Source organism: Rhizobium sp. EC-SD404, assembly GCF_902498825.1.
Lineage (GTDB): Bacteria > Pseudomonadota > Alphaproteobacteria > Rhizobiales > Rhizobiaceae > Georhizobium.
Window position 1 is genome coordinate 1,444,597 of the sequence record NZ_LR701459.1, and the last position, 15,841, is coordinate 1,460,437.

14 protein-coding genes, 1 tRNA gene and 1 pseudogene are annotated in these 15,841 nt (G+C 61.5%); 10 read left to right on the top strand and 6 right to left on the bottom strand.

The features are described 5' to 3' along the window. Positions 1-6 precede the first annotated feature (6 nt). From GC125_RS07820 to GC125_RS07835, 4 genes are read right to left on the bottom strand one after another with little or no spacing between them, the layout of a single operon-like run. Positions 7-993, bottom strand: coding sequence for an asparaginase (locus tag GC125_RS07820; RefSeq protein ID WP_151985170.1), 987 nt, complete (start codon positions 991-993; stop codon positions 7-9). Beyond that, positions 993-1,823 carry an ABC transporter permease gene (locus tag GC125_RS07825; protein WP_199864507.1) on the bottom strand — a complete coding sequence of 277 codons (831 nt, stop codon included), beginning with the start codon at positions 1,821-1,823 and terminating at the stop codon, positions 993-995. Before GC125_RS07825 ends, GC125_RS07820 begins: the two co-directional genes overlap by 1 nt. Beyond that, a complete protein-coding gene (locus tag GC125_RS07830; RefSeq protein ID WP_151985172.1) occupies positions 1,801-2,625 on the bottom strand; it encodes an ABC transporter ATP-binding protein in 825 nt (274 codons plus the stop codon). The genes GC125_RS07825 and GC125_RS07830 overlap by 23 nt, the downstream gene beginning before the upstream one ends. Further along, positions 2,622-3,677 (bottom strand): ABC transporter substrate-binding protein, encoded by a 1,056-nt coding sequence (locus GC125_RS07835; RefSeq protein WP_151985173.1) that lies wholly within the window; start codon positions 3,675-3,677, stop codon positions 2,622-2,624. Before GC125_RS07835 ends, GC125_RS07830 begins: the two co-directional genes overlap by 4 nt. Before the next feature lie 238 nt (positions 3,678-3,915). Here GC125_RS07835 and GC125_RS07840 point away from each other — a divergent pair, with 238 nt between their 5' ends. The 3 genes from GC125_RS07840 to GC125_RS07850 all read left to right on the top strand — a co-directional run bounded on the left by GC125_RS07840 (position 3,916) and on the right by GC125_RS07850 (position 6,383). Further along, complete coding sequence (locus tag GC125_RS07840) at positions 3,916-4,659, top strand: GntR family transcriptional regulator (protein ID WP_199864508.1); 744 nt, start codon at positions 3,916-3,918, stop codon at positions 4,657-4,659. 27 nt (positions 4,660-4,686) lie between these two features. Continuing rightward, entirely contained in the window at positions 4,687-5,703 is a 1,017-nt protein-coding gene (locus GC125_RS07845; RefSeq protein WP_199864509.1) for an amidohydrolase family protein, read from the top strand. Positions 5,704-6,086: 383 nt separating this feature from the next. Beyond that, on the top strand, positions 6,087-6,383 hold the full coding sequence (locus tag GC125_RS07850; RefSeq protein WP_151985175.1) for a PRC-barrel domain-containing protein: 297 nt from the start codon (positions 6,087-6,089) through the stop codon (positions 6,381-6,383). Between the two features lie 689 nt (positions 6,384-7,072). On the opposite strand, the gene GC125_RS07855 is transcribed toward GC125_RS07850, so the two are convergent. Then, positions 7,073-7,149: transfer RNA gene (locus GC125_RS07855), tRNA-Met, on the bottom strand. A gap of 229 nt (positions 7,150-7,378) precedes the next feature. Here GC125_RS07855 and GC125_RS07860 point away from each other — a divergent pair. Continuing rightward, positions 7,379-8,347 carry a Gfo/Idh/MocA family protein gene (locus GC125_RS07860; protein WP_151985176.1) on the top strand — a complete coding sequence of 323 codons (969 nt, stop codon included), beginning with the start codon at positions 7,379-7,381 and terminating at the stop codon, positions 8,345-8,347. Positions 8,348-8,362: 15 nt separating this feature from the next. Here GC125_RS07860 and GC125_RS07865 read toward each other — a convergent pair whose 3' ends face one another. Beyond that, complete coding sequence (locus GC125_RS07865; protein ID WP_151985177.1) at positions 8,363-9,739, bottom strand: MFS transporter; 1,377 nt, start codon at positions 9,737-9,739, stop codon at positions 8,363-8,365. Positions 9,740-10,191: 452 nt separating this feature from the next. Here GC125_RS07865 and GC125_RS20235 point away from each other — a divergent pair. From GC125_RS20235 to GC125_RS07895, 6 genes and pseudogenes are all read left to right on the top strand, one after another. Further along, a pseudogene (locus GC125_RS20235) lies at positions 10,192-10,497 on the top strand ((2Fe-2S)-binding protein); the annotation flags it as partial. Continuing rightward, positions 10,469-10,954 carry a bacterioferritin gene (bfr, locus tag GC125_RS07875; RefSeq protein WP_151985178.1) on the top strand — a complete coding sequence of 162 codons (486 nt, stop codon included), beginning with the start codon at positions 10,469-10,471 and terminating at the stop codon, positions 10,952-10,954. The pseudogene GC125_RS20235 and the gene bfr, both read left to right, overlap by 29 nt. 240 nt (positions 10,955-11,194) lie before the next feature. Then, positions 11,195-11,959, top strand: a complete 765-nt coding sequence (locus tag GC125_RS07880) for a DeoR/GlpR family DNA-binding transcription regulator (RefSeq protein WP_151985179.1) — start codon at positions 11,195-11,197, stop codon at positions 11,957-11,959. Between the two features lie 144 nt (positions 11,960-12,103). Continuing rightward, positions 12,104-13,633, top strand: a complete 1,530-nt coding sequence (gene glpD / locus GC125_RS07885; protein WP_151985180.1) for a glycerol-3-phosphate dehydrogenase — start codon at positions 12,104-12,106, stop codon at positions 13,631-13,633. A 50-nt stretch (positions 13,634-13,683) separates the two neighbouring features. Next, positions 13,684-14,766, top strand: a complete 1,083-nt coding sequence (locus GC125_RS07890) for an ABC transporter ATP-binding protein (protein WP_151985181.1) — start codon at positions 13,684-13,686, stop codon at positions 14,764-14,766. Positions 14,767-14,776: 10 nt separating this feature from the next. Beyond that, a complete protein-coding gene (locus GC125_RS07895) occupies positions 14,777-15,841 on the top strand; it encodes an ABC transporter ATP-binding protein (RefSeq protein ID WP_151985182.1) in 1,065 nt (354 codons plus the stop codon).

Below are 15,841 nucleotides of genomic sequence, written 5' to 3' on the forward strand. Positions count from 1 at the left end.
TATCGGTCAGGAAAAGGCCTGGAATTGCGTTTGGATTTCTTCGGTCGTGAAGCCGGCGCCGAGGAGGCAGGCGAGGAGAAGCCGCGCCTTGTGGGGTGGCAATATGCCGGACGGGATGAGGCCGCGGCGAATGAGGTCGATCTCCGAGCCGGGAAATCCGTAGCTTGCGGTGAAGACGGCGCCGCCGGGAACGCGGGTCGAGAGAACGACCGGCATCTTCCCGGCCAAAGCTTCGAGCTTCGGCACGATCGAGGCGGGCACATGCCCGGCGCCCATCGCGGCGATCACGGCGCCCTGGAAACAGGCGTCGGCAATGGTGTCGATGAGGCGGCCATCGTCGCCCAGCCCGGTCTGGACGATCGCGACCGGCACGGCATCGGCAAGCGACAGTGCGGGAAACGCCAGCGTAGTGGGGATGAGGCGCAGGCGGAAGGCCTCCTCCGTCACGGTGCCGATCAGCCCGAGACCGGGCGCACCGAATGCGGAAGGCAGTCCTGTGTCCATCTTCTGTGCGAAACGCGCGGCGTGAACCTCGTCGTTGAGGACGACGAGCACGCCCAGACCCCGGGCTTGAGGCGCAGCGGCAACGGTGACGGCGGCAAGGAGATTGGCATGTCCATCCGCACCGGGTGCGGTGGCACCACGCATGGCGCCCGTCACGACGATCGCAGCGCTGTCGGCGCCAGTGTCGCAAGCGAGCTCAAGCAGGAAGCTCGTCTCGTCGATCGTGTCGGTTCCCTGGACCACGACGACGCCATCGGCGCCGTTCTGACCTGCCGCCGTGACCATGTCAGCCACGGTCGCCATCTGCGCGAAGGAAAGCGACGCGCCGGGCACCAGGAACGGCGTCACGACGTCGATCGCGGCGACATCGACCAGAGCGGGGACTGCGGCGACCAGATCGTCGCCGCTGACCGAAGGCGCGATGCCGCCGGAAGCCTGCGGCACCATGGTGATGGTGCCGCCAAGCACGATGATGGTGACGCGCGGCATCACTTGCCCTGGGCGTCGGTGCGCCAGAAGATCAGCTTGCGGTCGAGCCATTCCAGGAGGAAGTAGCCACCGGCGCCGATCGTCGCGAGGATCACGATCACGGCGAAGACGCGGTCGATGCGCAGCTGGTTCTTGTAGAGCTCGACGAGGTAGCCGAGGCCTTCCGATGCGCCCACGAATTCACCGACGATTGCACCGATGACGGCGAAGGTGAGGGCCGCCTTGACGCCGGCGAAGATGACCGGCAGCGCATGCGGCAGCGACACCTTGCGGAAGGTCTGGAGCGGCGTGGCCTTGATCGACCGCATCAGCCGGCGGGCATCCTCCGGCACGCTTTCCAGGCCGACCAACGTGTTGATCAGGACCGGAAAGAACGAGATCACCACGGCCATGACGACTTTGGAGCTCATGCCGAAGCCGAACCAAGCGATGAAGAGCGGCGCGAAGACGATCTTCGGGATGGCCTGGAACCCGACGACGAACGGGTAGGCGATGCGCTTGGCCGTGGGCCAGACCGCAAGTGCGATGCCGAGCGCCAGACCGATCGAGGTGCCGAGCACGAAGCCGATGAGGATTTCGGTCAGGGTCACGGAGAAGTGGCGCAGGAAGAAGTCCTGCTGGACGAGCGAGATGAGCGCGCCGACGACGGCCGAGAAGGACGGCAGGATGATCGGCGAGACGAGGCCGAGGCGCGGTGCGAGTTCCCAGGCAGCCAGGATCACGACGATGATCGCCAAGGTGTAGAACTTGTAGCGCAGTTCCTGGTTGGCGTTCTTGTAAGGCGAGGCGGCTTTCACCGGCTCGGCATCAAGCGTGACTGTCTTGGCCATGGCCGAGGATTCCCCTGACTTTGAAGATGAGATCGGTGAAGGTCTGGCTCTGCATCTGATCGATCGTGCGCGGACGCGGCAGTTCGACATCGATCACGCCGGAGACCTTGCCGGGACGCGGCGTCATGACAACGACGCGGTCGGCCATGAAGACGGCCTCGGTGATGTTATGCGTCACGAAGAGTACGGTGATTCCCGCCGCCTGCGTGATGCGCATCAGCTCCAGGTTCATCGCTTCGCGCGTGAATTCGTCGAGTGCGCCGAACGGTTCGTCCATCAGGAGAACGTCGGGCTCGTAGGTCAGCGTGCGGGCAAGCGAGACGCGCTGCTGCATGCCGCCAGAAAGCTGGCGCGGATAGGCGTTCATGAAATCGCCAAGACCAACAGCTTCCAGTACGGTGCGCGCCTTCTGACGTGTGGCTTCCGTCTTGGTGCCGAACACTTCCGCCGGCATCAGAACGTTTTCCTCGACTGTGCGCCATGGCAAGAGAACCGCCGTCTGGAACATGAAGCCCACTTGGCGGGACGGCTCGTTGATCGCGCGGCCGTTGAGCGTCGCTTCGCCTTGGGTTGCTGGCAGAAGCCCAGCCACCATGTTCAGCAAGGTCGACTTGCCGCAACCGCTGGGACCGACGAAGGAAATGAACTCACCCTTGCGGATCGTCAGATCGACGCTCTCGAGCGCGATGACGGGCCCGGAATCGAGGGTGAACGTCTTGCCGAGACCCCTGACGTCGATGATGGTTTCGGCAGGCGCCGCTCTTTCGAGCGGCGCCTTGTCTTCGAGACGTACGGCCATCATTGCGCGGCTTCCACGGCAGCCCGGTCGAATTCATTGGCAGCTTCGATCAGCGAGCTGTCGAGTGCAACCGAGAGGTCGACGTCTGTCGGCAGGGCGCCTTCTTCCTCGGTGCCCTGGCGCAGGAAGTCGTGATAGGCCTGGAAGCCTTCGAGGTAGTGGGTTCCGAAGGGCTCTTCGGCGAGTGCTGCCGGAGGAGTCTTCAGGCGGCGGGCAACTTCCCAGTTCGGAGCGGCGATCGCTTCGTCTTCGAACTCTTCCGGGCGGATTTCCTTGGCCATGGCGAAGGCGCGCTCGTCATTGGCGGCTGCGTAGACGACGCCCTTGGCAACGGCGCGCAGGAAGCCCTCGACCTTGTCCGGGTCGCTTGCGAGAAGCTCGGCCGAAACGACGACGCCGTTTGCCGGGAAGTCCTGGGCCTCCTGCGGCAGGATCGTGACCATGTCGATGCCGCGCGACTGGATGGCGGCGATGTCGAAGAGGCTGGACGAATAGGCGTCGACCTGACCGGACTCGAGCGCCTGAACGGTGAGGGCCGAACCGTCGCCGACGGGAACGAGGCTGACATCCTCACCCGTAAGGCCGGCTTCTTCGAGCACTGCGCGCACGAGCGGTACTTCACCACCCGACAGATCGGACACGCCGACGCTCTTGCCCTGCAGATCCTCGATCGTTGTGATGCCCGACTCGGCGGTCGCGGCCAGCGTGAAGATGTTGGCGTACTGGTAGGAATAAACCCACTTCAGGTCGAAGCCCTGGGCGACGGCATTGAGGAATGCGCTCGGTGCAGGCAGTGCGGCGTCGGCATTGCCGGCAATGACCTGCTGGATGGCCGCGCTCGATCCGCCAGCGTCCTGGAACGACACTTCCAGGCCTTCCTCGGCGAAGAAGCCAAGTTCGTCGGCAATATAGAAGGGGTGGAACTGGTTCACGCTCTCGACGGGGAACATGAAGGTGAAGGTTTCCAGATCCTGCGCAGCGGCGAAGGAAACGGAGAGCGCGAGCGCTGCGGAAGCGGCTGCGGTGATGCTGACGGCGCGAAGAGTGTGCAACATGTTGATTGATCCTGGCCTCTGGTTTTCGGGTCGATCGCCACGGCTCTGCGTCCGTCTCGTAGAAGCGATCCTGCGCGGGAAAATCCGCTTGTGATCTGACGACTAATATATTAGATCACGGATATCAAGATGATTTTTGGGCATGCGTATTCGACGCCTAGAAATTGAGCGAAGTGCGCGCGATTGCAAACTGCGTGGCTTTGCTGAACAAAAGACCGTCGGGCGAGGAGCCGAATTGATGATCGAACTTTCCCAGGAAGAGGCGCGGCTGATCAGCCAACCCATGAGCCGCAAGGACATCGTCCTCGGCCTCATCCGCTCGGCTATCGTCGACGGGCGGCTGCCTGCAGGGATCAAGCTCGACCAGAACGAGATTGCTGCCACGCTCGGCGTCAGCCGCATGCCGGTTCGCGAGGCGCTCAAGCAGCTGCAGGCCGAGGGTCTGGTGGTCGTCTACCCGTATCGCGGCGTTGAAGTGGCACGGCTCGATCCTGCCGACATCCGCGAGATGTTCGCCATTCGCGGCACGCTCGAGCGCTTGGCGGTGGGAAAGGCGCTGGAAAATCTGCGTCCCAAGGATTTTCGCGGCATGCGCGAGACGCTGGAGGCCATGGACCGACTGATCGACGACGAAACCGCGAACGACACCTGGCCGGAGCTCAACCGGAAGTTCCACGCCGCGATCAACGATGCCTGCGGCTGGCCGCGGCTTCTCGAAACCATCGACCAGTTCCGCTCGAATGTTGAGCGCTATGTGCGGCTCTATATTTCGGTGCGCGGGCGGGAGCAGTCGCAGCGCGAGCACTGGGATCTGCTGACGGCCTGCGAGCGCAACGATGTCGCCAAGGCGCAGGAAGTCATTGAAGCCCACTCACGCAACACGGCGGAATATCTGATCAGCGCGATCGAGATGTCGGAAGCCCAGGCACGCCGCCAGCCGGCCAACCGTTCCGCAGCCGAAGCCCTCAGCGGCAAGGCCTAGACCTCTTCCTAACCACCAGGGTGACATGTGACAGACACGAGCGAAAACCGCGCGCGCCGGATCGATATCCATGCGCATTATTTTCCGGAACGCTACATCGCGGCGCTCGAAACCGAGGGCTGCAAGTGCGGTGCCTGCGTGCGGCGCGATCCGCGCGGCCCGATCATCGATGTCGGCCCGCTGCATGCCGGACCGCTCGAGCGGCGCTTCATCGATCTCGACATGCGCATCGCAGACATGGATCGTCAGGGTGTCGACGTACAGGCGCTCTCGCTGACCCAGCCGATGGTCTATTTCGCCGATGCGCCGGTGGCGCGTGCGCTGTCCGTGGCCTTCAACGATTCCCTCGTGGAGGCGCATGAGCAGTTCCCGGATCGCCTTGTCGGCCTGGCAATGATCCCGGCAAACCACGCCGAGGAAGCCCTTGCCGAACTGGAGCGCGTCAAGGATGCGCCGGGCATGTGCGGCGTCTATATGGGCACGGCGATCGGTGACTGGGATCTGTCGGACGAGCGGCTACTGCCCGTTTTCGAGCGCATCGAAGCAATGGGTTGGCCGATCTTCCTGCATCCCCTGAAGGTCATTGGCATGACCGACCGGCTGAAGCCCTATTTTCTGGCAAACCTGCTCGGCAATCCGTTCGACACGGCTGTCGCTGCCGCGCATCTCATTTTCGGCGGCGTCATGGATCGCTTCCCGAAGCTCGATATCGTCCTTCCGCATGCTGGCGGCGCGTTCTCGTTTCTCGCCGGGCGTTTGAACCATGGCTGGGCCATGGGGCGGCCCGAACTGAAGCATATGGACAACGGTGCGCTCAGCTATCTCAAGCGCTTTCATTACGACACCATCGCCCACTCGGATGCCGGCCTTGCTTTCCTGGTCGAACAGGTCGGCGCCGATCGTGTGATGCTGGGTTCGGACTATTGCTTCGACATGGGCCATGATGCCCCGGTCCAAATCGTCGACCGGCAATTGGGTTTGGGACAGGGAGAACGGCGAGCCGTCTTGGGTGACACGGCCGAGAAACTGCTGAAGCTAAAGTGAAAGTGCGACTTCAGCGGGAATGAGAACCGCGTCAAGGTCGAGTCGGTCGGTGGCAAATCAGTTCGATATCCTAGAACCCCCGACTGATCGGCACCTCCTGAAAGAAGGCGCCGACAATCACGATTAGCATAGCGACAGTATTGACGACTTAATTGCTATACCCAAACCCTCGGTCGTTGCAGCCTGCAAGCTTGAATCCTAGGGGCAATCCAATGGTTCTGGTGGAGTTGCGCAAACATGGCGCCACCTGCCAGTGGGTTGAAAGCCTCAGGGCTTTGCCTCCACGGTCTGCAGTTGCTGCCAGCTCATCGATTGCCTTTGTCATTTGGAACAGAGATGCCTCTCCGATGTTGCCCCCTCTGCGTACAAGAGGAGACAGCACTATGGATCACAGCAAACACGTCAGGCTCTCGGACATCGAACTCACCGAGCACAATCTCAAAGGGGCCACAGTCTATGGCGCCAATAACGAAAAAGTCGGCACCGTCGCCCACTTGCACGGGGTAGGTCGTTCCGCACGGGTTGTCATCGATGTCGGCGGCTTCTTGGGCTTCGGTGCCAAATCCGTCGCAGTATCGGCGAGCGAACTCGATATCATGCGTGACGAGAGTGGCACTGTTCACGCGGTTACGACTTGGACCAAGGACCAGCTCAAGGATATGCCTGAACACACTGACTGAATGGCGGGGCCCGGATAATGCCGGGCCTTTTGCCCCTTCAAAGGCTGCTTTTTTTGGGCCATCACCGGAGGCTGATGAAAAGAGCAATCCGGTGTCTAACTACTCGACACCGTTTTCGACACTTCAACTGGTATAAAGCCGGAGAAGCACATGGCGAAGTTTGCTTGGCCGGGCACCTCGGATGACCGACCTCGATGGGAATGGCCAGAGGAAAGGCGGCCTCGTAGCTAAAACCCTGCTGTGGACTATCCCAGCCACGTTCCCAATGCCGCTCGTACAGTCCCAAATTATTCGTCGGATGGATGTAATAATTTTTTCCTCTAAGGATTCATCCGGAATATTAGGCATGCCGGCCAGCTTCCTAGGTCGGTACTACGGATATCCGTCTGCTCCGTCTTCTTCCAGCGCAGTTGATCTGGTTCTCCGTGCCGGACTTTGGAGCGACGAAACTCGGATCAAGCGCTCGATGCTGCCGCCAAACTTTGGCCGGTGAGGTCGAAGGTAAGGCCTACGAAAACGCTCTACAAAGCGCTTGGCGGAGACGCTCTACTAGGCCGTGCACTAGCCTTTTTGCCGCTGACGACTTCATAATTGAAAGCCGTGCAGGCGCCGAAATGTCGGCCTTGAAGGACGCAGACAGCTCGCTGATCGCATCGCTATGGGGTCGGGGCGATTGTTTGGGGAAACGTTGGTAGCGGAGGAGGGATTCGAACCCCCGACACAAGGATTATGATTCCTCTGCTCTAACCTACTGAGCTACTCCGCCGGGTCCCGTGCGACAGGTCTTGGTGCGGATGAGCCGCTGCGTCGCTGGGGTCGGCGGCATATAAGGTGTGGCGGTTTTCAGTGTCAAGCGGCAGCGGTTGAAAAGCTTGGGACCGGGGAATGTCCCATGAGCGGGGGGGTGGCCGCGGCATATGCGGTATTCGAGTGCCGACTTGCGCTTCAGTGGCTGGATCACTATCCCAGCGGCGAGCAAGGAAAGGCGTAGAACCATGACGGAACGGGACGTGCCGGCCATCGCGGTCATCGGGGCGGGGTATTGGGGCGCCAACCATGCGCGGACGCTGCGCGACCTCGGCGCGCTGGTGGCGGTCGCCGATCGCAATCCGGAGCGGGCCGCCGCGATCGCCGAAGAGACCGGAACAGTCGCGCGTACGCCGGCAGAGGTTCTGGCGGACCCCGACATCGACGGCGTCGTGCTTGCACTGCCTCCCCAGTTCCACGCAGAAAATGCGCTGGCCGCGATTGCCGCCGGCAAACATCTTCTGGTGGAAAAGCCCATCGCGCTCGAGATCGCGGATGGCGAGGCCATCGTGGCGGCCGCGCGCGCAGCCGGCGTCGTCGCCATGACCGGCCACGTGTTGCGCTTCCATCCCGCTTTCGAGGGGCTGATGGACCTGATCGACAGCGGCACGCTGGGAGAGATCCGCTACATTCACTCGCACCGTGTCGGGCTCGGCAAGTTTCACCCGGAAAACGATGCGCTCTGGGATATCGCGCCGCACGATCTGTCGCTGATTCTGGCGATCACGGGGGAAGAGCCCTCGCGGGTTTCCGGCGAAGGCACGGCCGTCATCGATCACTTGAGCGATTTTGCCCATCTGCACCTGACGTTTCCCTCCGGACTTCGCAGCCACGTCTTCACCTCGCGGCTCAATCCCTACCGCGAGCGTCGGCTTTCGGTTATCGGCGATAAGGCGATGGCGGTGTTCGACGACGTGGTGCCGTGGGCGGAGAAGCTGCAGCTCTATCCGCACCGGGTCTGGCGCGAGGACGGCAGCATTCATTTTGAAAGTGCCGAGCCGATCTATCAGCCGATCGCGGAAGGCCTCCCGCTGACGCGCGAATGCGCGCACTTCCTGCATTGCATCAAGACGGGCGAGGCGCCGCGGACCCCTGTTTCCGACGGCCTGGCGGTGATGCGCATCCTGACGGCGGGCATGGTGCGCCACCAGAGGTGATGCGCCTCGCCTTTTTCAGGCGGTTGCGGGCACCGAAGGCTTGCCGCGCGAACGCATCATGATGAAGGTGATGATCGCGACATTGAGCACGTTCCAGGCGATGCCGTTGATGAAGGCGGCATGGTAGGAGCCGGTCCACTGATAGATCGCGCCGGACAGCCACCCACCGAGGGCCATGCCGAGCACTGTCGCCATGATGACGATACCGACGCGACGACCCGCTTCTTCAGCCGGAAGGTATTCGCGCACGATGATCGCGTAGCTCGGTACGATGCCGCCTTGGGATAGGCCAAAGACGAGAGACACGATATAGAGCGACGTCAGGCCATCTGAAGGCAGATAGAGCGTGAGTGCGATCATCTGGCCGATCGTGCCGAGAAGCAGGGTTCGGATACCGCCGATCCTGTCGGCGAGCACTCCTGACAGGAGGCGGCTGACGACGCCACCCGCCACCATGACCGCGAGCATTTCAGCGCCGGCGGTGACGCCATAACCAAGATCTGCGCAGAGCGCGACGATATGCACCTGCGGCATCGACATCGCCACGCAGCAGCCGACGCCGGCGATAGCCAGCAACCATTGCAGTTGGCGCGGCGTCAGCGTCATGCGCTGGCCGGTCGCCGGGTCGATCCCGACCCGGTTGGCATCGGCCTTGAAATTGGCGGGAATGCGCGGGCGCAGCAGAAGCGCGCCGGGTATCATCACGCAGAGCGAGATGACGGCGATCGTGAAATAGGCGGTGCGCCAACCGTCGACCGCGATGATGTCTTTCAGGATAAGCGGCCAGATGGAGCCGGCGAGATAGTTGCCGCTTGCAGCAGCCGCGACCGCCACGCCGCGGCGTCGGCGAAACCAGTGCGAGACGTCGGCAATCAGGGGGCCGAAGGATGCCGCCGTTCCGATCCCGATGAGAAAGCCCTGGATCAGCGTGAAAACAATGAGGCTCGGTGCCATCGCTGCGCTGGCGAAACCGATCGCGAGCGCAATAGCCGCGCCCATCAGGCATGGCGCGATGCCGAAGCGGTCGACGAGGCGGCCAAGCAGCAGATTTCCGACTGCAAAACCCAGCATCGTTGCCGTATAGGGCATCGATGCCATCGATCTGCTGATCTCGAATTCAGCCTCGACGGCGGGCATGACGAGAATGACCGACCACATGCCGGCGCTGCCGACCGTACCGATCAAGGCGGATATGGCGAGTCTCGTCCAGGAATAGCGGCCATCGAGCGCGAAGGATGCGGGGACGCGCCCGGAAAGAAATGACGAAAACACTTGGACGACCCCGCTCGCGACCGGGTGGGGCAAGGCCGCGACATGCTGGGCAGAGCCCGGAACGACGCTGACTGCGACGCCCGCCTGCTGCCCGGCGAGAATGCAACCGCGACCTTCCATGCACAAGTTTTAATCGCTGTTGGTTCTTTCAGAAATTCTGATGGGTCTCAAGAGCCTGGATTTCCGGCTTTCGCGCCGGTTGGCACGCTGGTTGCTTTGTTTTGTTCAAGGTCCAGAGGGGACCAGCAAGACGGCATCGAACGATGCCAAAATGACAGGCCGCTGGATCCGGCACTCGACCTCGGATGGACAGGCGCGAACCGGGCTCCAGCGGCCTTTCATTCTCCTCAAAAATCGAAATCCGATGTGCTCAATAGTTTGGAATAATTCTAAACTATTGATTTCATGACGCGATCTGTCTGCAGGCTTTGACAAAGTTGATCCGCTGGCTCATATAAGGCTGATGAGCCCAGCCGATCAGGCGCCTCCCGCCGCCCACGCGATGCGAGAAGGATACCCGTTCGGCGATCATGGTCGTCGCTGAACGTGACGGCATTGCAGAGTGGTTGGACATGATCGTTTGTCACTGCAATTACATCAGTCAGAACGACATCGAGTCGACGATCGTGTCGCTGCTCGACGAAGATCGTTGGCAGTTGATCGTACCTGCAAAAGTCTATCATGCGCTCAGCAAACGCGGTAAATGTTGCGGATGTTTCCCCAATGTGGTGGATACGATCCTCAGGGTGACCGAAGAGTATCACACCCGCAACACACCGAGCGCTGAGGTCCTTCCTTTCATGGAGCGGCTGAACGCGCTGCTCGATCAGTATGGAAGGACGAGGCATCATGAAGGGCGACGAACGGGTCATCGAGCGACTGAACAAGGCGCTGTTTCTCGAATTGGGGGCGGTGAATCAGTACTGGCTCCACTACAGGCTTCTCGCTGATTGGGGCTATGGTCGCCTCGCCAAGAAGGAGCGTGAAGAATCCATCGAAGAGATGCAGCACGCCGACAAGATCATCGAGCGCATCATCTTCCTGGAAGGCCATCCGAACCTGCAGTCTGTAGCGCCGCTTCGCATCGGGCAGAACGTCAAGGAAGTTCTCGAATCCGACCTCGCCGGTGAATACGACGCGCGCACGTCCTACAAGGAATCGCGCGACGTCTGTCACGATTGCGGCGACTACGTCACGATGGAGCTTTTCGAAGAACTCCTGAAGGACGAGGAAGGCCACATCGATTTCCTCGAGACGCAGCTCGAGCTGATGGCCAAAATCGGCGAAGAGCGCTACGGTCTCCTGAACGCACTGCCGGCCAACGAAGCCGAATAATCATCAACCGGCGGCATGCATCTGCCGCCGGTTTTTCTTTGAGGGTCGATCTATTGGGGTCGCATCCACGCCGCGTTAGCCGCGCAAATCCTCCACTTTCGATTTTCTTTCGTTTGGCGCATAGTGCGCTTGAAATGTTTGCTTTTGCATTGTGCGTGGGGGCGAGTTCGACATCATTTCGGCGTCGCTGACCGGATCTACGCAGTCGACGCAAATTCTGAGTGAGGAGAGGCGTGCGTCATGTTTCTGTCGGTTCGGCAGCAGCAAATTCTCGATATTGCCAAGGCTGACGGCCGGGTCATCGTCGACGACCTTGCCTCGAAGTTCGGGGTCACCCCACAGACCATCCGCAAGGATCTCAACGACTTATGCGACCATCGCCAGCTCGTCCGCATTCATGGCGGGGCTGCGTTGCCGAGCGGCAGCGAGAACCTGCAATATGAAAAGCGCCGGCTGATCGCATCGCGAGAAAAGATCGCCATCGGCCGCGAAGCAGCGCACCTCATTCCCAACAACGCATCGCTGTTCATCAATATCGGGACAACGACTGAGGCCGTCGGCGAGGCGTTGACCGACCACACCGAATTGATGGTTATCACCAACAACATCAATGTAGCCAACAGGTTACGACTTTACCCTTCGATCGAAGTCGTGATCGCCGGCGGCGTGGTGCGCGGGTCGGACGGTGGCATCGTCGGTGAAGCTGCTGTCGATTTCATCCGTCAGTTCAAGGTCGATTACGCCGTGATCGGCGCCTCCGCGATTGATGAGGATGGAGCATTGCTGGATTTCGATTTTCGCGAAGTGAAGGTCGCGCAGGCGATCATCGCCAATGCACGCCATGTCATTCTCGTATGCGATTCCACGAAATTCGAGCGCACCGCACCGGTCAGGATCGGCCATATCTCGCAGGTCGACAGCTTCATCACCGACCGTTGTCCTGACCCCAGAATCCGGGGGATCTGCAAGGAATCGGACGTCCGTCTTGTGGAAGTCGCGATCTGATTTTCTTCCTCTTTGGCCGATCCGCCAGGCAGAATGACGTGTGTGTCGGCAATTCGCCTTTGACATTCGTTTTTGGTTCGTTATTCTTTCGCTAACTTTCGTGCGGCGCAATAGAATGCTGCATTGCGAAGTGGGAGGGGTTTCGTGTCCGGTTCGAAGGCGTTCGACATTTTCATTGTCGGCGGTGGCATCAATGGATGCGGCATCGCGCGGGATGCCGTCGGACGCGGGTACAGCGTCTGCCTTGCCGAAATGAACGATTTCGCCTCGGGAACCTCGTCCTGGTCGACAAAGCTCGTGCATGGCGGCCTTCGCTATCTCGAGCATTATGAATTTCGCCTTGTGCGCGAAGCGCTGATGGAGCGTGAGGTGCTTTGGGGCATGGCTCCGCACATCATCTGGCCGCTGCGCTTCGTGCTGCCCCACCACAAGGGCCTTCGCCCGGCTTGGCTGCTGCGCCTCGGGCTCTTTCTTTACGACCACATTGGCGGACGTCGCCGTCTGCCGGCAACGAAGACCCTAGACATGAAGCGCGATCCGGCCGGAGAGCCGTTGAAGCCGCTCTTCTCGAAGGCTTTCGAGTATTCCGACTGCTGGGTCGACGATGCGCGGCTGGTGGTGCTCAATGCCCGTGATGCGGCCGACAGAGGCGCGGTCATCCGCCCGCGCGCCAAGCTCGTTTCCGCCCGCGCCGAACAGGATGGCTGGCTTTTGACGATCGAGGATCAGGCGAGCGGCCGGCGCGAAGATGTGCGGGCGCGTGCGGTCGTCAATGCGGCAGGCCCCTGGGTCGATCAGGTTTTGTCGCGTGCGGTCGGTCGCAATGACGTTCACAATGTCCGGCTCGTGAAGGGCAGTCATATCGTCGTGCGCCGGCTTTTTGCGCACGATCGGTGCTATATTTTCCAGAACGCCGATGGCCGGATCATCTTCGCCATTCCCTATGAGGGCGATTTCACCCTGATCGGCACGACCGATCTGGACTATGAGGGTGATCCGAAGGACGCTGCCATTTCGGAAGCGGAAATCGACTATCTGTGCGACGCCGCCAGCGAATACTTCGCCGATCCGGTCAAGCGCGACGACGTGGTCTGGACCTATTCGGGCGTGCGGCCGCTTTATGACGATGGTGCCAGCAAGGCGCAGGAAGCAACGCGCGACTACGTGTTGAAGCGCGATGGCGCGAATGGCGGACCGGCGCTCATCAACGTCTTCGGCGGCAAGATCACGACCTATCGGCGTCTGGCGGAATCGATGATGGACAGGATCGCCGAGGCGATCGGGCCGAAGGGCAAGCCATGGACGGCCGGCGCGAAATTGCCGGGCGGTGATTTCGATGCGGAAGCCTTTCCGGCGGAAGTGCGCCGGCTGATGGGCGACTATCCTTTCCTGAGCGAGCGGCAGGCGCATCGCCTTGTTCGGCTCTACGGGACGCGCGCCTGGAGATTGCTCGGCGCAGCCCGGCAGACGAGCGATCTCGGCCATCATTTCGGGGCCGATCTTTACGAACTGGAGGTCGCTTACCTGATCGAGCAGGAATGGGCACAATCGGCCGAGGACGTCTTGTGGCGTCGTACCAAGCTCGGCCTCAAGACGCGCGCGGAGGAGGCAGCCGCGCTCGATCGGTTCATTCGGGAAAAGAGAAGCGGCATCAGCCATTCGGCGGCCGAGTAAGACGGGCAGTCGCGGCTAGGCCGCGAGACTGCGCGAAGGGAGGAGGAAGAATGCTGGAGCTCAAGGGCGTCACCAAGATGGTGGGTGCCGAGACCCATATCAGCGACATCAACCTGATGCTGGAGCCGGGAACGCTGAACGTCCTGCTTGGTCCGACGCTGTCCGGCAAGACGAGCCTGATGCGGCTGATGGCGGGGCTCGATCAGCCGACCAAAGGGCAGGTGTTCTTTCGGGGCAAGGATGTGACCGGCGTTTCCGTCCAGAAGCGCGACGTCGCCATGGTCTACCAGCAGTTCATCAATTATCCCGCGCTGACCGTTTACGAAAACATCGCTTCCCCCATGCGGGTCGCAGGCGTCGACAAGGCGACGATCGACAAGGAAGTGCGCAAGACGGCCGAGTTGCTGAAGCTGACGCCGATGCTCGATCGCACGCCGCTCAATCTCTCCGGCGGGCAGCAGCAGCGCACGGCGCTTGCCCGCGCCATCGTGAAGAACGCCGGTCTGGTGCTGCTCGATGAGCCGCTCGCCAACCTCGATTACAAGCTGCGCGAGGAACTGCGCCTCGAGCTGCCGCGCATCTTCGCCGAAAGTGGCGCCATCTTCGTCTATGCGACGACCGAGCCAAGCGAAGCGCTGCTTCTTGGCGGCAACACGGCGACGCTCAGCGAAGGCCGCATCACGCAGTTCGGACCGACGATCGACGTCTACCGCGAGCCCGCCGATATCCTGACGGCAGAAACCTTTGCCGATCCGCCGCTGAACGCCATCGATGTCGTCAAGCGCAACGGGCGCTTCGTCATGGAAGGCGATGCCAGCGTACCGGCGCAAGGCGCGCTCGGGTCGCTTGCCGACGGTCCGTACCGCATGGCTTTCCACCCGCATCAATTGCGGCTCGAGCGGATCGGCGAAGATCATGCGCCGATCACTGCGCGGGTGACAGTGACGGAGATCACCGGTTCGGAAAGCTTCATCCACCTCGATTTCGCCGGCCAGAAATGGGTGGCGCTGGTGCACGGCATCCACGAGTTCGAACCGGATGCGATGGTCGAAGCCTATATCGACCCGCGCCACATCCTCGTCTTCGACGCGCAGGGCCGACGGGCCACGGCGCCATCATCGCTTGCGGCGTGAGGAGAAACCGATGGCACGCATCGAGCTCGACCATATCCGTCACGCCTACATGGCGAACCCGCAATCGGCCGACGACTACGCGCTGAAAGAGGTGCACCACCAGTGGAACGACGGCGGCGCCTATGCGCTGCTCGGACCATCGGGTTGCGGCAAGACGACGTTGCTCAACATCATTTCGGGGCTGTTGCGACCGTCGGAAGGACGTATTCGCTTCAACGGCGCCGACGTCACCACCCTGTCGACCGAAGAGCGCAACATCGCTCAGGTGTTCCAGTTTCCGGTCGTCTACGACACGATGACCGTATTCGACAATCTGGCCTTTCCATTGCGCAACCGCGGCATGGCAGAGGCGGACGTGAAGAAGCGCGTCACCGAGACGCTGGAAATGCTGGATCTTTCCGATCGCGCCGACAAGCGGGCGCGGGGCCTGACCGCCGACCAGAAGCAGAAGATTTCGCTCGGGCGCGGCCTGGTGCGCCGCGACGTGAACGCCATTCTCTTCGACGAGCCGCTGACCGTCATCGATCCGCATCTGAAATGGGTGCTTCGGTCGGAATTGAAGAAGCTGCACCGCCGCTTCGGCTTCACGATGGTCTACGTCACGCACGACCAGACGGAGGCGCTGACCTTCGCCGACAAGGTCGTCGTCATGTATGAAGGCGAGATCGTCCAAATCGGCACGCCGGACGAACTGTTCCGCAAGCCTGCCCACACCTTCGTTGGCTATTTCATCGGCTCGCCGGGCATGAATATCGTGCCGATCAAGCTCGATCAGGGGCGCGCGCGCCTCGGCGAACATGTGATCGATATTCCCGGGGCGACGCCCATGCCGGGCAAGATGGAACTCGGCATCCGGCCGGAATTCGTCACGCTCGGTCGCGAAGGCATGTCCATCTCGATCTCGAAGATCGAAGATATCGGCCGCCACCGCATCGTACGAGCGCAACTCGCTGATCATGATATCGCGGTGGTGGTTCCCGAGGATGGCGACATCCCGGCGGACCCGCGGGTCACCTTCGTGCCCGAGGGCATCAATCTCTATGCCGACTCCCGGCGCGTCGAGACGAGGGCCTGA

Excerpts from the sequence above, each read along its gene's own strand:
- GC125_RS07895 (WP_151985182.1), top strand. The coding sequence starts at position 14,777 with ATGGCACGCATCGAGCTCGACCATATCCGTCACGCCTACATGGCGAAC.
- GC125_RS07890 (WP_151985181.1), top strand. The coding sequence starts at position 13,684 with ATGCTGGAGCTCAAGGGCGTCACCAAGATGGTGGGTGCCGAGACCCAT.
- bfr (WP_151985178.1), top strand. The coding sequence starts at position 10,469 with ATGAAGGGCGACGAACGGGTCATCGAGCGACTGAACAAGGCGCTGTTT.
- GC125_RS07825 (WP_199864507.1), bottom strand. The coding sequence starts at position 1,823 with ATGGCCAAGACAGTCACGCTTGATGCCGAGCCGGTGAAAGCCGCCTCG.
- GC125_RS07835 (WP_151985173.1), bottom strand. The coding sequence starts at position 3,677 with ATGTTGCACACTCTTCGCGCCGTCAGCATCACCGCAGCCGCTTCCGCA.
- GC125_RS07865 (WP_151985177.1), bottom strand. The coding sequence starts at position 9,739 with ATGGAAGGTCGCGGTTGCATTCTCGCCGGGCAGCAGGCGGGCGTCGCA.
- GC125_RS07880 (WP_151985179.1), top strand. The coding sequence starts at position 11,195 with ATGTTTCTGTCGGTTCGGCAGCAGCAAATTCTCGATATTGCCAAGGCT.
- GC125_RS07850 (WP_151985175.1), top strand. The coding sequence starts at position 6,087 with ATGGATCACAGCAAACACGTCAGGCTCTCGGACATCGAACTCACCGAG.
- GC125_RS07840 (WP_199864508.1), top strand. The coding sequence starts at position 3,916 with ATGATCGAACTTTCCCAGGAAGAGGCGCGGCTGATCAGCCAACCCATG.
- GC125_RS07820 (WP_151985170.1), bottom strand. The coding sequence starts at position 993 with ATGCCGCGCGTCACCATCATCGTGCTTGGCGGCACCATCACCATGGTG.
- GC125_RS07860 (WP_151985176.1), top strand. The coding sequence starts at position 7,379 with ATGACGGAACGGGACGTGCCGGCCATCGCGGTCATCGGGGCGGGGTAT.
- GC125_RS07830 (WP_151985172.1), bottom strand. The coding sequence starts at position 2,625 with ATGATGGCCGTACGTCTCGAAGACAAGGCGCCGCTCGAAAGAGCGGCG.